This is a genomic window from Pseudacidovorax sp. NFM-22, from assembly GCF_021401245.1.
GTDB lineage: Bacteria > Pseudomonadota > Gammaproteobacteria > Burkholderiales > Burkholderiaceae_C > Xenophilus.
Map to the genome: position 1 here is coordinate 490,136 of NZ_JACBFY010000006.1, position 14,943 is coordinate 505,078.

At 72.3% G+C, this 14,943-nt stretch carries 9 protein-coding genes and 1 pseudogene; 3 read left to right on the plus strand and 7 right to left on the minus strand.

All coding sequences use genetic code 11. The features are described from left to right. Positions 1 to 44: 44 nt before the first annotated feature. The 6 genes and pseudogenes from L0984_RS22670 to L0984_RS22695 form a co-directional block, all read right to left on the minus strand. Positions 45 to 2,879 carry a nitrate reductase gene (locus L0984_RS22670; RefSeq protein ID WP_234196601.1) on the minus strand — a complete coding sequence of 945 codons (2,835 nt, stop codon included), beginning with the start codon at positions 2,877 to 2,879 and terminating at the stop codon, positions 45 to 47. A 116-nt stretch (positions 2,880 to 2,995) separates the two neighbouring features. Continuing rightward, a pseudogene (locus L0984_RS22675) lies at positions 2,996 to 4,198 on the minus strand (NAD(P)/FAD-dependent oxidoreductase); the annotation flags it as partial. Between the two features lie 38 nt (positions 4,199 to 4,236). Further along, positions 4,237 to 5,073 (minus strand): ABC transporter ATP-binding protein, encoded by an 837-nt coding sequence (locus tag L0984_RS22680; RefSeq protein ID WP_234196602.1) that lies wholly within the window; start codon positions 5,071 to 5,073, stop codon positions 4,237 to 4,239. Continuing rightward, entirely contained in the window at positions 5,070 to 6,014 is a 945-nt protein-coding gene (ntrB, locus tag L0984_RS22685; RefSeq protein WP_234196603.1) for a nitrate ABC transporter permease, read from the minus strand. Before ntrB ends, L0984_RS22680 begins: the two co-directional genes overlap by 4 nt. A gap of 34 nt (positions 6,015 to 6,048) precedes the next feature. Then, complete coding sequence (locus L0984_RS22690; protein ID WP_234196604.1) at positions 6,049 to 7,296, minus strand: CmpA/NrtA family ABC transporter substrate-binding protein; 1,248 nt, start codon at positions 7,294 to 7,296, stop codon at positions 6,049 to 6,051. A gap of 420 nt (positions 7,297 to 7,716) precedes the next feature. Continuing rightward, complete coding sequence (locus L0984_RS22695) at positions 7,717 to 8,976, minus strand: nitrate regulatory protein (protein WP_234196605.1); 1,260 nt, start codon at positions 8,974 to 8,976, stop codon at positions 7,717 to 7,719. A gap of 167 nt (positions 8,977 to 9,143) precedes the next feature. Here L0984_RS22695 and tsaD point away from each other — a divergent pair, with 167 nt between their 5' ends. After that, positions 9,144 to 10,205 (plus strand): tRNA (adenosine(37)-N6)-threonylcarbamoyltransferase complex transferase subunit TsaD, encoded by a 1,062-nt coding sequence (gene tsaD / locus L0984_RS22700; protein WP_234196606.1) that lies wholly within the window; start codon positions 9,144 to 9,146, stop codon positions 10,203 to 10,205. On the opposite strand, the gene L0984_RS22705 is transcribed toward tsaD, so the two are convergent. After that, on the minus strand, positions 10,144 to 11,211 hold the full coding sequence (locus L0984_RS22705) for a LacI family DNA-binding transcriptional regulator (RefSeq protein WP_234196607.1): 1,068 nt from the start codon (positions 11,209 to 11,211) through the stop codon (positions 10,144 to 10,146). The genes tsaD and L0984_RS22705 overlap by 62 nt on opposite strands. A 187-nt stretch (positions 11,212 to 11,398) precedes the next feature. On the opposite strand from L0984_RS22705, the gene ptsP reads away from it, so the two are divergent. Both ptsP and L0984_RS22715 read left to right on the plus strand, forming a co-directional pair. Further along, positions 11,399 to 13,957 carry a phosphoenolpyruvate--protein phosphotransferase gene (gene ptsP, locus L0984_RS22710; protein ID WP_255697558.1) on the plus strand — a complete coding sequence of 853 codons (2,559 nt, stop codon included), beginning with the start codon at positions 11,399 to 11,401 and terminating at the stop codon, positions 13,955 to 13,957. Beyond that, positions 13,954 to 14,922 (plus strand): 1-phosphofructokinase family hexose kinase, encoded by a 969-nt coding sequence (locus L0984_RS22715; RefSeq protein ID WP_234196609.1) that lies wholly within the window; start codon positions 13,954 to 13,956, stop codon positions 14,920 to 14,922. Before ptsP ends, L0984_RS22715 begins: the two co-directional genes overlap by 4 nt. Positions 14,923 to 14,943: the final 21 nt, after the last annotated feature.

The window sequence follows — 14,943 nt, forward strand, 5'->3', positions numbered from 1 at the left end:
TGCCTGGATTGTCCCGCAGCGCTTATGCCGGAATGCGCGGGCGCTTATGCCGCCTGGCGGTGCAGGCGCACTGGCGTCTCGCGCACCATGCGACGCAGTTCGGGCACGCAGGAGCCGCAGTTGGTGCCGCAGCGCAGCGTCTGCTGCAGGCTGGACAGTCGCGCGGCCTCGCTGCCGTCGCAGGCGGCCAGGTGGCCGGCGATGTCCTGTTCGGCCACGCCGAAGCAGTTGCACACGGTCTTGCCGCGCGACACCACGGCCACCGGCGGCGTGGCCTGGTAGGAGAGCAGGCGCCGGCCGAAGTCCTGCGCCGGCAGGCGGTCCTGGATCAGGGTCTTGAGCCAGCCCTCGGCCCGCGTGTCGCCGGCCAGCAGCACGGCGCGCACGTGCGCCAGTTCGCCGTCGCGCTGCAGCCGCACGGCGCGGCGGTGGCCCCGGGCGGGGTCGGCGTAACGCAGGGCCTGGCCGTCGCCCAGGCCGAGCAGGGCCTCGATGCGGTCCACCAGTGCGGCCGGTGGCGGCGCATCGGCCGCGGCGCGCAGCAGCACGCCGCCTTCGCCGCCGCCGGCACCTTCGTCGCCGAAGGGCACGCAGCTGACGAAGCGCAGGTCGCGCGCCGCCTCGCGCAATGCCTGCCGCACGGCCAGCGCCCGGTCGGCCGGCAGCCAGGCGATGCCCAGCAGCGTCCAGGGCAGGGCCGCGCGGCGGATGCGCACGGCCGCATGCTTGAGCTCGGGCTGCTTGGAGGTGGGGCAGAAGGCGGGCGTCGTCAGGCCGTTGACGCCGGTCATCTCGCGGCCCTGCGCATCCCGGCCGCCGAGGAACTCCTCGCCCCAGTGCATGGCGAGGAAGGTCTGCGCTGGCGCCAGCGTGGCATCGGGCTGCACCGGCAGCACCGCGCTGCCGCGGCGGGAGCTGACCTCGACCAGGTCGCCGGCCGCCAGGCCTTCGCGGGCCATGTCCTGCGGCGTCATCTGCAACGCCGGCTCGGCCACATGGCCGAACAGCCGGCCCAGCGTGCCGGTGCGGCTCATGCCATGCCATTGGTCGCGCAGGCGGCCGGTGTTGAGGGAATAGGGCCAGTCGGCGTCGCGCGCTTCGGCCAGCGGGCGCCAGGGCTCGGGGCTGAAGCGGGCGCGGCCGTCCGGCGTGGCGAAGACGCCGTCCTGGTAGAGGCGCGCCGTGCCGGCCGCTTGCCCTTCGGGCATGGGCCACTGCTGCGGGCCGAGTTCGTCCAGCAGGGCGTAGGAAAGGCCGGTGATGTCCAGGTCGCGGCCACGGGTGGTGGCGCGGTGCTCGTTCCAGACCTGCTCGGGCGTGTCGTAGGCGGTGAGGGTGGGCATGGCGGGTGCCCGTGCCTGCAGGGCCAGCCGCGATTGCAGCCGCTGGCCGAAGTCGGCCGCGATGGCCCAGTCGTGGCGTGCCTCGCCCGGCGCCGCGACGGCGGGCCGCACGCGGGAGATGCGCCGCTCGCTGTTGGTGACCGTGCCGTCCTTCTCGCCCCAGGTGGTGGCGGGCAGCAGCAGGTCGGCGTAGGCGGCGGTGGCGGTGGTGGCGAAGGCCTCCTGCAGCACCACGAATTCGCAGCGCTCCAGGGCCCGGCGCACCAGCGCCTGGTCGGGCATGGACTGGGCCGGGTTGGTGCAGGCGATCCACAGCGCGCGCACCCGGCCTTCGGCGGCGGCGCGGAACATCTCGATGGCGCTCAGGCCCGGCGTGGCCGGGACGGCGGGCACGCCCCAGAAGGCGGCCACCTCGGCCCGGTGCGCGGCATTGGCCATGTCGCGGTGGGCCGGCAGCAGGTTCGACAGGCCGCCCACCTCGCGCCCGCCCATGGCATTGGGCTGGCCGGTGAGCGAGAAGGGACCGGCACCCGGTTGGCCGATCTGGCCGGTGGCCAGGTGCAGGTTGATGAGCGCGGCGTTCTTGTCGGTGCCGTGCGAGGACTGGTTCAGGCCCATGCAGTAGAGGCTGAGCGTGGGCGCACGATGCGCCACATCGCCGCTGCCGCCGGTGGCGAAGAGCCGTGCGGCCTGCACGATGTCGGCCACGGCCAGGCCGCAGACCTCGGCCACGCGCTCGGGCGTGCAGTCCTGCACCGTCTCGCGCAGCGCTTCGAAGCCCTGGGTGTGGGCGGCGATGAAGGCGGCGTCGGTCCAGCCCTCGCGCAGCATCACATGCAGCAGGCCGTGGAAGAGCATCACGTCGCTGCCCGGTTGCAGCGCCAGGTGCAGGTCGGCGATCTCGCAGGTGTCGGTGCGGCGCGGGTCGACCACCACGATCTTCATGGCCGGGTTGGCGCGCTTCGCTTCCTCGATGCGGCGGAAGAAGATGGGATGGGCCCAGGCCGTGTTGCTGCCGGCGATGAACAGGCAGCCGGCGTCCTTCACGTCGTCGTAGCAGGCGGGCGGGGCGTCGGCGCCCAGCGTCTTCTTGTAGCCGGCCACGGCGCTGCTCATGCACAGGCGCGAGTTGGTGTCGAGGTTGTTGGTGCCGACGAGGCCCTTGGCCAGCTTGTTGAAGACGTAGTAGTCCTCGGTGAGGAGCTGGCCCGAGAGGTAGAAGCCCACCGCGTCGGGGCCGTCCTCGGCGATCACGCGGGCGAAGCGATCCGCGGCCAGGTCCAGCGCCTCGTTCCAGCCGATGGGCTGGGGCATCGCGCCGCGCGCCGGTCGCAGCGCCGGTGCCAGCAGCCGCACCTGCTGCGCGATGGCGGGCGATGCCGTCAGGTGCAGCGTGCTGCCCTTGGTGCACAGGCGGCCGAAGTTGGCGGGATGCGAGGGGTCGCCGCGCACGCCGGTGATGCGGTCGCCTTTGGTCTGGATCACCACACCGCAGCCCACGCCGCAGTAGGGGCAGGTGGATTTCGTTTCAGACATGGCTCGACAGGGACAGGCTGCGGTGTTCACATGCGCCGCGAAGCGGACCGCCGCAGGCGTGTCCGCAGCCCACGCCGCAGCAGGGGCAGGTGGAGCGCGTCTCAGCCATGGACGGGCTCCCCGAAGATCAGCTGCTCGCGCAGCCCCGCCACGCTGCGGCCTTCGCGCAGCAGGTCCAGGTACCAGCCGCCGCCCTCGGCGTCGCCGTAGAGGCAGGCGCCGACCAGCCGCTCGTCCTTGAGCACCAGCTTGCGGTAGACGCCGCCTTCGGGGTCGCGCAGCACCAGCTGCTCGGTGCCCTCGCCGCCCATGAAGTCGCCGGCCGACAGCAGCTCGACGCCCGTGACCTTGAGCTTGGCTGAGACGGTGCTGCCCTCGTAGCGGCCGATGCCCATCTGCGCCAGGTGGTTGGCCGCCACGCGGCCCTGCTCGAACAGCGGCGCCACCAGGCCGTAGGCCACGCCGCGGTGCTGGGCGCATTCGCCCACGGCGTAGATGCGGCCGTCGGTGACGGTCTGCAGCGTGTCGCTGACGACGATGCCGCGTTCGCAATGCAGGCGCATCTGCTGCGCCAGCGCGATGTGCGGCCGGATGCCGATGGCCATCACCACCAGGTCGGCCGGCAGTTCGCTGCCATCCGTCAGGCGCACCGCGCGCACGCGGCCCTGGCCGTCGTCCAGCAGCGCCTCGGTCTGTGCGCCCAGGCGGAAGTTCAGGCCCTGCTGCGTTTCCAGCGTCTGGCGCAGCAGCGTGGCGGCCTCGGCGTCGAGCTGGCGCTCCATCAGCCAGTCGTTGCGGTGCACCACGGTCACGGCCATGCCGCGCCGGGCCAGGCCGCTGGCGGCCTCCAGCCCCAGCACGCCGCCGCCGATCACCACGGCATGGCGGTGCGTGCGGGCGGCCTCGATCATGGCCTCGGTGTCGGCGATGTCGCGGTGGGCCAGCACGCCGCGCAGGCCCGCGCCCGGCACCGGCAGCAGCACGGGCTGCGAGCCGGTGGCCAGCAGCAGCCGGTCGTAGGCGGCCTCGGTGCCGTCGTCGGCGCGCACGATGCGGCGGGCGCGGTCCACCTGCGTGAGGGTGCGGCCAGCATGCAGGGTGATGCCCTGCTCGCGGTACCAGTCCCAGTCGTTCAGCACGATGTCCTGCAGGCTGCGCTCGCCGGCCAGCACCGGCGACAGCAGGATGCGGTTGTAGTGCGGATGCGGCTCGGCGCCGAACACCGTGATGTCGTAGAGGCCCGGCGCGATGGCCAGCAACTCCTGCACCGTGCGCATGCCGGCCATGCCGTTGCCGATCACCACCAGTTTCTGCCGCATCCTCGTCTCCTGCGTGCCGTGATCCCGCGTGGCGCCCCTCAGGCGGCCTGCTTCTCCACGTGGCCCTGGCGGGTGTAGAGGAAGTCGATCACCGCCTTGCGATAGTGCACGTAGTCGCGGTCCTCGGCCAGCTCGACGCGGTTGCGCGGGCGCGGCAGGTCCACCGCCAGCACCTCGCCGATGGTGGCGGCCGGGCCATTGGTCATCATCACGATCTTGTCGGACAGCAGCACGGCCTCGTCCACGTCGTGCGTGACCATGACCACCGTGCTCTGCGTCTTCTGCACGATGGCCAGCAGCTCGTCCTGCAGCTTGGCGCGGGTCAGGGCGTCAAGGGCGCCGAAGGGTTCGTCCATCAGCAGCACCTTGGGCTCCATAGCCAGGGCACGGGCGATGCCCACGCGCTGCTTCATGCCGCCGGAGATCTCGCCGGGCCGCTTGTGCGTGGCCGGCGTCAGGCCCACCAGCGCGAGGGCGTCAGTGGTGCGCTGGCGCAGTTGCGCCTTCGACTCGGTGCCGCCGAAGACCCGCTCCACGCCCAGGTAGATGTTCTCGAAGCAGGTCAGCCAGGGCAGCAGCGAATGGTTCTGGAACACGACCGCGCGCTCCGGGCCGGGGCCGGCGATCTCCTTGTTGGCGCACAGCAGCGTGCCCTGCGTGGGCCGCGTCAGGCCGGCGATCAGGTTCAGCAGCGTGCTCTTGCCGCAGCCGGAGTGGCCGATCAATGCCACGAACTCGCCCTTGGCGACCGTGAGGTCGATGCCCTGCAGCGCGACGAAGCGGCCCTTGGGGGTCTTGAAGGCCTGCTCGACGCCCTGGATCTGGATGAACCTGGCGTCAGCAGCGGAGGTGGTGGTGGAAGCGGCGGTGTTCACGACTTGACCTCTTCGAAGGTGAATGCGGTGGCGAGCTTGACCAGGGCCATCTCCAGCAGCAGGCCCACGATGCCGATCACGAAGATGGCGATGATGATGTTCTTGACGTTGAGGTTGTTCCACTCGTCCCACACCCAGAAGCCGATGCCCACGCCGCCCGTCAGCATCTCGGCGGCCACGATCACCAGCCAGGCGGTGCCCACGGCCAGGCGCACGCCGGTCAGCATGTAAGGCAGCACGGCAGGGAACAGGATGCGGGTGAGGATCTTCCATTCCGACAGGTCCAGCACGCGGGCCACGTTCATGTAGTCCTGCGGCACGCGCTGCACGCCCACCGCGGTGTTGATGACCATCGGCCAGATCGAGCAGATGAAGATGGTCCAGATGGCGGCCGGGTTGGCGCCCTTGAAGACCAGCAGGCCGATGGGCAGCCAGGCCAGCGGCGACACCGGGCGCAGCAGGCTGATCAGCGGATTGAACATGCGCGCCAGGAACACCGAGCGGCCGACGGCGAAGCCCGCCGGAATGCCCACCAGCGCCGCCAGGCCGAAGCCCACCGCCACGCGCTGCAGCGAAGCCAGCACGTTCCAGCCCACGCCCTGGTCGTTGGGGCCGTTGCTGTAGAACGGGTCGGCGAAGACCTGCACCGCCTGCTTCCAGGTCTCGGCCGGGCCCGGAAAGCTGCCGCCGCTGCGCGCGGCCACCAGCTCCCACACCAGCAGCAGCAGGCCGAAGCCCAGCAGCGGCGGGACGATGCGCAGCCACAGGCCGCTGAAGTCGTGCGGGGCACGCGCCGCCTTGGCCGGCTGGGCGGGCGCCGCCGGGGCAACGGGCGCGTCGGGCGCAGACGCCACGGTCAGCGGCTTGGCCAGCGCATGCACGGCGGGGGACGGGGCCGCGATGTCGGCCTCGCGCGGAAGATGGAAGACGGCGGCAACCATGGTGATGGGCTCCTGGTGGATGGAGGCTGCGGCCTCAGGCGCGGACCTTGAACGAATCGGCGTACTTGGCCGGCTCCTTGCCGTCCCACACCACGCCGTCGATGAGCTTGCTGCTGCGCATCGGGCTGGCGGGCACGGGCGTCTTGGTGGCGGCGGCGGCCTGCTTGTAGATGTCGATGCGGTTGATCTCGGTGGCCACCTTCAGGTAGTCCGGATGCTCCTTGAGCAGGCCCCAGCGCTTGTGCTGGGTGAGGAACCACATGCCGTCCGAGAGGTAAGGGAAGTTCACCGCGCCGTCGTTGTAGAACTTCATGTAGTTCGGGTCGTCCCAGGTCTTGCCCAGGCCGTTCTGGTAGCGGCCCAGGATGCGCTGGTTGATGGCGTCCACGCCGGTGTTGACGTAGCTCTTCTCGGCGATGGTCTCGGCCATCTTGTTCTTGTTGGAGAGGCCGCCGTCGATCCACTTGCTGGCCTCCAGGATGGCGGCCGTCACGGCGCGCGCCGTGTTGGGGTACTTCTTGACGAAGTCGGCCGAGGTGCCCAGCACCTTCTCGGGGTGGTCCCTCCAAATGTCCTGCGTGGTCACGGCCGTGATGCCGATGCCGTCCATGATGGCGCGGTGGCCCCAGGGCTCGCCGACGCAGAAGCCGTCCATGTTGCCCACGCGCATGTTGGCCACCATCTGCGGCGGCGGCACCACGATGGACTTGGCGTCCTTCATCGGGTTGATGCCATTGGCCGCCAGCCAGTAGTACAGCCACATGGCATGGGTGCCGGTGGGGAAGGTCTGGGCGAAGGTGTATTCGCGCTTGTCGGTGGCCATCAGCTTGGCGAGCGAGGCGCCGTCCACCGCGCCCTTGTCGGCCAGCTTCTTCGACAGCGTGATGGCCTGGCCGTTGTTGTTGAGGGTCATGAGCACGGCCATGTCCTTCTTGGGGCCGCCGATGCCGAGGTGCACGCCGTAGACCAGGCCGTAGAGCACGTGGGCGAAGTCCAGATCGCCATTGACCAGCTTGTCGCGCACGCCGGCCCAGCTGGCTTCCTTGCTGGGGACGATCTTCACGCCGTACTTCTTGTCGATGCCCAGCACCGAGGCCATCACGACGCTCGCGCAATCGGTCAGCGGGATGAAGCCGATCTTGACCTCCTCCTTCTCGGGCTTGTCCGAGCCCTGGGCCCAGACGCAGGCGCGCAGGGCAGGATCGATGGTCAGGGCGCTGGCGGCGGCGGCCTGCAGCACGCGGCGGCGGCTCAGCGGGGCGGGGCGGTGGGCGTCGGTCATGGGCAGACTCCGGGGCAAGAAGGGCAGCGAAGGGGAAAAACAAAAAGGCGTCCTCGCCGCGCCGGGCCCATCGCATGCGGTGCATGCCATGGAGCCAGCGGGAGAGGACGCCTTTGTCCTGTGTCCAGCCTGCCGTGCCCGCCTTTGGGCGCCGCCTGCCGGACGACCGTTTCCGGTCTGTGGTCAGGACTACGCAAGCGGTGTGCCAGGATGGGCCGATGGGCGGTCCAAGGTGGCGTCGTCAGAGGGAGAAGGGCCGGAGAGGGCTTGCCGAGCCCACTGCTGCAGGCGTCCCCGAGGCAACCGCCATGCGCCACGGACGTGCACCGCGGATTGCTGCTGTGCACCAAAAGCAGCTGCGGTGCGGGCGTCAGCGCCGGGTCTGTGTCAACCTGGGGCGCGGCTGGGCAGGGGCCCGGCTCAGCGCGGGGCGCTGCCGCCCAGCGGCAGGAAGTCGGCCATGGCCAGCACCGACTCCGCCACATCCACCAGCCGGCGGTTCTGGTTCATGGCGGTCTGGCGCAGCATCTTGTGCGCCTCTTCCTCGCTGAGCTGGCGGTGGGCCATCAGCAGGCCCTTGGCGCGCTCGACCACCTTGCGCTCGTTGAGCGAGGCCCGCACGGTCTGCAGTTCGTCGTTCATGGCCTGCAGGCGGCGCGACTGCTCCTGCACCATCTGCAGCACCGAGCGCTCGAGGTTGCGGCCGTAGCCAGCGGCGGGGGCTTCGGCGGTCTCGGCCGCGGCGTCGGCGAAGAAATCACCCGGCGTCACGGCCTCGGCCTGCAGCGCCTCGTAGCGCTGGAGTTCGGCGCGGGCCTGCCCGATCTTGTGGCCGCACAGCGCGCGCAGTTCGCGGGCCAGGCCGTCCTCGATGGCCTGCATGGCATCGATGCGGCGGGTGCAGCCCTCGAACCAGAGCGGGCTGAGGTTGGCGTCCAGCACCGTGCCGGCCGGCGAGGTGCAGCCGATGCGGCGCAGGCGTTCCAGCTCGGCCAACTGGGCCGGCGCCTGGCTGGCCTGCCACTGGGCGCGCAGCGTCTCGTCGCTGAACTCGCAGAACAGGCCGAAGCAGCGCTCCTGCGATTCGATCAGGTGCAGCCACTGCTGGCGCTGGGCGTCGTCGTTGCCGCCGCGCAGGAAGGCGGCGGCGCCGAAGGCACGCTCCTGGCCGGCGAACTCCTTGCCCTGCATGAAATTGAACATGGCGACCAGCCAGCGCGAGATGTCCGGATCGGTGGCGCCGTCGGCCGCTTCGAACACCACCGCCAGCAGGCCGGCGATCAGCTTCACGAAGGCGGCGGTGGCCAGGTCGGGCGCCACGGCCAGGCCTTCGATGCGCGCGCGCAGGGCGGGGAGGGCGTCCAGCCCCTGCAGCACATAGGCGACGCGGGGAAAGAGCCGCGCGCCGCCGGCCAGCCGCCGCGGGTCGTCCACCAGCGGATCGAGTGCGGCGCGGACCTGCTGCTCCCGGGCCAGGCAGTCGGCCACCTGCGCGGCCCGCTCGGCGGCGAAGCGCTGGCCGCCCGAGCCCAGGAAGACGTTGGTGATGCCGCGCTCGCGCTGCAGCGCATGCACCAGCCGGCCCAGCGTGCCCACCAGCTCGCTGGTGCGGGCGAGCTGGTCGAGCTCGTCGATCTCGCAACGGCGGGCGGCGATCAGGAAGCCAAGGCTGGTCGTCATGGGTGAGGCGGCAATGAAGCAGGAAAACGTGGGGGCGAGAGCATGCCGCAAATTCCATGCCCCTCGGCGGGCAACCCCGCTGGCTCGCCGGCCTTGCACGCCGGGCCGGCGCAGGGGCATGGGGTTGCCGCCCGGCCCCGCGCAGGAGCGCCGCCTACACTGCCGCGATGCGCATCCTGGGCATCGAATCCTCCTGCGACGAAACGGGCGTGGCCCTCGTCGAGACCCTGGCCGACGGCGGCGTGCCGCGCCTGGCGGCCCACGCCCTGCACAGCCAGATCGCCATGCATCAGGCCTACGGCGGCGTGGTGCCCGAGCTGGCCAGCCGCGACCACATCCGCCGCGTGCTGCCCCTGACCGAGGCGGTGCTGACCGAGGCTGGGTGGACGCGGGCCGACATCGACGTCGTCGCCTTCACCCGCGGCCCCGGCCTGGCCGGCGCGCTGCTGGTGGGCGCCGGCGTGGCCTGCGCCCTGGGCGCGGCGCTGGGCCGGCCGGTGCTGGGCGTGCACCACCTGGAAGGGCACCTGCTCTCGCCCTTCCTCAGCGCCGACCCGCCGCAGTTCCCCTTCGTGGCGCTGCTGGTGTCGGGCGGCCACACGCAGCTGATGCGGGTGGAAGGTGTCGGGCGCTACGAGCTGCTGGGCGAGACCATCGACGACGCCGCCGGCGAGGCCTTCGACAAGAGCGCCAAGCTGATGGGGCTGCCCTATCCCGGCGGGCCCTGGCTGTCTAAGCTGGCGGAGGGCGGCGATGGCCAGGCCTTCAAGCTGCCGCGTCCGCTGCTGCACAGCGGCGACCTGGACTTCTCCTTCGCCGGCCTCAAGACGGCCGTGCTCACGCAGACGAAGAAGCTCGGCACCGAGCTGGAAGCGCGCAAGGCCGACCTGGCCGCGTCGACCCAGGCGGCCATCGTCGAGGTGCTGGTGCGCAAGTCGCTCGCGGCGCTGGAGCGCACTGGCCTCAAGCGCCTGGTGGTGGCCGGCGGCGTGGGCGCCAACCGGCTGCTGCGCGAGCAGCTCGATGCCGCCTGCGCCAAGCGCAAGGTGCGCGTGCACTACCCGGAGCTGGCGCTGTGCACCGACAACGGCGCCATGATCGCCCTGGCGGCGGCCATGCGTATCCAGTCCGGCCTGTCCCAGCCGGAGGCGCGCTACGCCTTCGACGTCAAGCCGCGCTGGCCGCTGGATGCGCTGGCCGAGGCGGCGCCACCGTCGCCGACGGCCTGAGCACGCTCGAGCCCCGCACCAGCAGCTCGCCTTCGAGCACGATGCGCCGCGGCGGCCGGCCGGGTTCGGCCATGCGCTGCAGCAGTAGTTCGGCCGCGGTGCGGCCGATGTCGGCGGTGGGCTGGGCCATCACGGTGACGGCGGGCTCGGGCAGGATGGTCCAGTCGTTGTTGTCGAAGCCGGCGATGGCCACGTCCTCGGGCATGGCCAGGCCGGCCTCCCGCACCGCCTTCCAGGCCCCTAATAGAAGAAGGCCGTTGGTGGCCAGCAAGGCGTCCGGGCGCTCGGTCTGGGCCAGCAGCGTGGCGGCCGCGGCCTGGCCTTCGGCCGCCAGGGGACGCAGGGCCACCACCTGCGGCTGCAGGCCGGCCTCGCGCATGGCGGCCTCGTAGCCGGCCTGGCGCTCGCGGCCGGTGCTGCTGCGCGAGCCCGCCAGCAGTGCGATGCGGCGGCAGCCCTGGGCGATCAGATGTTCGGTCAGGCGGCGGGCGGCGGGGGCGTTGTCCAGCAGCACCAGGTCGCTGGGCGTGCTGCCTTCGGGCGCCCGGTCGACCATCACCACGGGAAAGGGGTGCTGCCCGGCGCGGAAGCGCCGCGTCAGCTCCAGCGTGGGCGAGAGGATCACGCCGCTGGCCTGCTCGTCGGCCATCAACTCCAGGTAGGACTGCTCCTTGGCCGGGTCCTCGTCGCTGTTGCACAGGATCAGGCGCAGGCCGTGGCGGTAGGCGATGTCCTCCACCGCCCGGCTGATCTCGGTGAAGAAGGGGTTGCGGATGTCCGAGACGATCAGCCCGATCAGCGAGGCCCGCTGCTGCCGCAGCCGCCGTGCGGCCAGGTTGGGCCGGTAGCCCAGTTCGTCGATGGCCTGCTGCACCCGCTGGCGCAGGTCGGGCCGCACCGCCTCGGGATGGCTCAACACCCGCGAGACGGTGGTGGTGGAGGCGCCGGCGCGCTCGGCCACATCCTTGATGCTGGCGCTCTGGCGGTGAGAAAGAGGCTGTGTCATGTCGAATGACTGGAATCGTTACCAGGATTCTGCATTCTGAGTTGGAAACTGCCGCCCAGGTTTCAAGTCCTCGATCTCAGTGTTTACCCTGATTTTTGAGGCAAATCAGCGGGTTTCGATGGACAGCCAAGCGCCCAATTCGATAATTCCGCCATTGGTATCGATTCCAAAATTCACAGGAGACGGTATGGATCTACCCGTGCAAGTCCAACTCGCCGCCACGGTCGCCGACCGTGAGGCCGCCATCCGCGCCGCTGGCGCCCTGCTGGTCCAGGCCGGCTTCTGCGACCCCGCCTATGCCGACAGCCTGCTGCGGCGCGAGCAGGTCGCCACCACCTACATGGGCCGCGGTCTGGCCGTGCCGCACGGCATGGTGGAAGACAAGGGCCTGGTGCGCCGCACCGGCCTGGCCGTGGTGCAGATTCCGGGCGGCGTCGCTTGGGACGCGCCCGACCACCGCGTGCAGCTCGTCGTGGCGGTGGCCGCCGCCTCCGACCAGCACATCGCCGTGCTGCGTCGCCTGACCCGGCTGATGGCCGACGGCCAGCGCCTCGAAACCCTGGCCGCCACGGGCAATGCGGAAGAGATCGTGGCGGCGCTCACCCGCGACGGCGCCGCCCCCGTCGCCACCGCCGTGCCCGAAGACCTGCCGATGGCGCAGGACGTGGTGCTCGACTACCCGAACGGCCTGCATGCCCGCCCCGCCACGCAGTGGGCCCAGGTGGCCTCGCGCTTCCTGGCCGAGTTGCGCGTGCGTCATGGCGACACCGTAGCCGACGCGCGCAGCATGCCCGCGCTGCTGGGCCTGGGCGCAGGCCGCGGCGCGCGCCTGCGCATCTCGGCCGCCGGCCCGGACGCCGCGCAGGCGCTGGCCGCCCTCAAGGACGTGATCGTGCGCCTGGCGCAGGACGAAAAACGCCAGGCCGAGCAGGCCGCCGCCCGCGAGAAGCAGGCGCACGGCCTGGGCCGCGAACTGGCGGGCTGGCAGCCCGAGGCGCGCCAGCACATCGGCGGCATCGCGGCCAGCCCTGGCCTCGTGATCGGCACGCTGGTGATGGCCGACGCCCCCGCGCTGGAGGTGGCCGACCAGCCCGGCCAGGGCGTGGCTGCCGCCGCCGCAGCGCTCGACGAGGCCCTGGCCGCTGCCGAGGCCGAACTGATCGACCTGGCCGAAGGCGCCCGCCGCAAGAACGCCGCCGAGCAGGCCGGCATCTTCGAGGCGCATCGCCAGATCCTGGCCCACGCCGACCTGCTGCGCGACGCCACCCGCCTGGTGGTGCAGGGCCACGGCGCCGCCTGGTCCTGGCGCCATGCGCTGGCCGGCCATGTGGCGGCCCAGCGCGCCGTGGCCGATCCGGTGCTGGCCGCCCGCGCCGCCGACCTGCAGGACGTGGGCGACCGCGTGCTGCGCGCCCTGGTGGGCGAGGCCGGCGCCGCCGCGCAGGACCCGTCGCGCTGGCCCGCCGACAGCCTGCTGCTGGCCGACGACCTGTCGCCCTCGGTCACGGCGCAGATCGACGTGCAGCGCGTCAAGGGTTTCTGCACCGCCCGCGGCGGCCCGACCGCCCATACCGCCATCCTGGCACGCGCCCTGGGCCTGCCGGCCGTGGTGGCCGCCGGCCCCGCCGTGCTGGCCGCCCGCAGCGGCGAGCGCGCCATCCTCGACGGCTACCGCGGCCAGCTGCACATCGGCCCCAGCGACGAGGCGCTGGCCGAGGCCCAGGCCATGATCGACCGCCTGGCCCGCCGCCAGGCCGAGGAGGCCCGCAGCCGCCTGCAGCCCGTGACCACGCTGGACGGCCACGGCCTGGAGATCGCCGCCAACATCAACAAGCCGGAGCAGGTGGCCAAGGCGCTGGACCACGGCGCCGAAAGCGTGGGCCTGATGCGCACCGAATTCCTCTTCCTGGAGCGCGACCACGTGCCCGACGAGGAAGAGCAGTACGCCGTCTACCGCGACATGGTGCGTGCCCTGGGCGGCCGGCCGCTGATCGTGCGCACGCTGGACATCGGCGGCGACAAGCAGGTGCCGCACCTGGACCTGCCGGTGGAAGAGAACCCCTTCCTCGGCCTGCGCGGCGCCCGCCTGTGCCTGGCCCGCGACGACCTGATGCTGCCGCAGCTGCGCGCCCTGGTGCGCGCCGCGCAGGAAGGGCCGCTGTCGCTGATGTTCCCCATGATCAGCACCCTCGACGAAGTGCGCCGCCTGCGCGAGCGCCTGGCCGAGGTGCAGCAGTCGCTGGGCCTGGCGCCCGAGCAGGGCGGCCGGCGCATTCCGGTCGGCATCATGATCGAGGTGCCCTCGGCGGCCATGATGGCCGACCGGCTGGCGGCGCATGTGGACTTCTTCTCCATCGGCACCAACGACCTGACGCAGTACGCGCTGGCGGTGGACCGCCAGCATCCGCAACTGGCCACCATGGCCGACAGCCTGCATCCCGCCGTGCTGCGCCTGATCGCGCAGACCGTGGAGGGCGCCCGCCGCCATGGCCGCTGGGTGGGCGTGTGCGGCGGCCTGGCCGGCGAGCCGCTGGGCGCGGCCCTGCTGGCCGGCCTGGGCGTGCAGGAGCTGAGCATGAGCGTGGGCGACATCGCCGGCGTCAAGGCCCTGCTGCGCCGCCACAGCCTGGCCGAGCTGCAGGCGCTGGCCCGCGCCGCGCTGGACATGGACGACGGCGACGCCGTGCGCGCCCTGGCCGCCCAGCTGCGCGACACCGCGCCGGCCGGCGACGAGGTGGCGGCATGACGCCCACCGTCATGCAGCTGATCACGGTCACGCCCAACCCGGCGATCGACCACACCGTTTCGCTCGACCGGCTGGAACCCGGCGCCGTGCACCGCGCCCGCGCCGAGCAGTTCGAGGCTGGCGGCAAGGGCATCGGCGTGGCGGCCGTGGCCGCGGCGCTGGGCCTGCGCACCGCGGCCTCGGGCTGGCTGGGCGACCAGAACCCGCAGCTGTTCGAGCGCGCCTTCGCCGAGCGCGGCATCGCCGACGCCATGGTGCGCGTGCCGGGCCGCACCCGCACCAACATCAAGCTGGCCGACGCCGCGCGCGGCGACAGCACCGACATCAACCTGGCCGGCATCGCCTTCGACGCCGACGCCACCGCGCAGGCCGAGGCTGCGCTGCTGGCGCGCCTGGCCCCGCTGGTGGGCGAGGGCACCTGGTGCACCCTGGCCGGCAGCCTGCCGCCGGGCGTGGGCGTCGAAAGCCTCGGGCGCCTGGCCGAGGCCCTGCGCGCCCGTGGCGCCCGCCTGATGGTGGACACCGGGGGCAAGGTGCTGGGCGAGCTGCTCGACCGGCTGCCGGCCGCGCCCGACTTCCTCAAGCCCAACCGCGCCGAGCTGGAAGAGCTGGTCGGCCAGCCGCTGCCCGCTGCGGCCGACGTGGCGCGCGCCGCGCTGGCGCTGCGTGCGCGCGGCGTCGGCCGGGTGGTCGTCTCGCTGGGCGGCGACGGCGCCGTCATCGCGGGCGAGGGCGGCTGCTGGCTGGCCCTGCCGCCGCGCGTGCCGGTGGCCACCACCGTCGGCGCCGGCGATGCGCTGGTGGCCGGCACGCTGGCGGCCCTGGTCGAAGGCCAGGCCTTCCCCGAAGCCGCCGTCTTCGGCATGGCCTGCGCCGCCGCCCGCATCCAGCGCATCGCGCCCGGCCTGCCGCCGCGCGCCGAGATCGAGGCCCTGGCCGCGCGCATCGCGCTGCAGCCGGTCTGACCGGCATCGAAGCCGCCGACG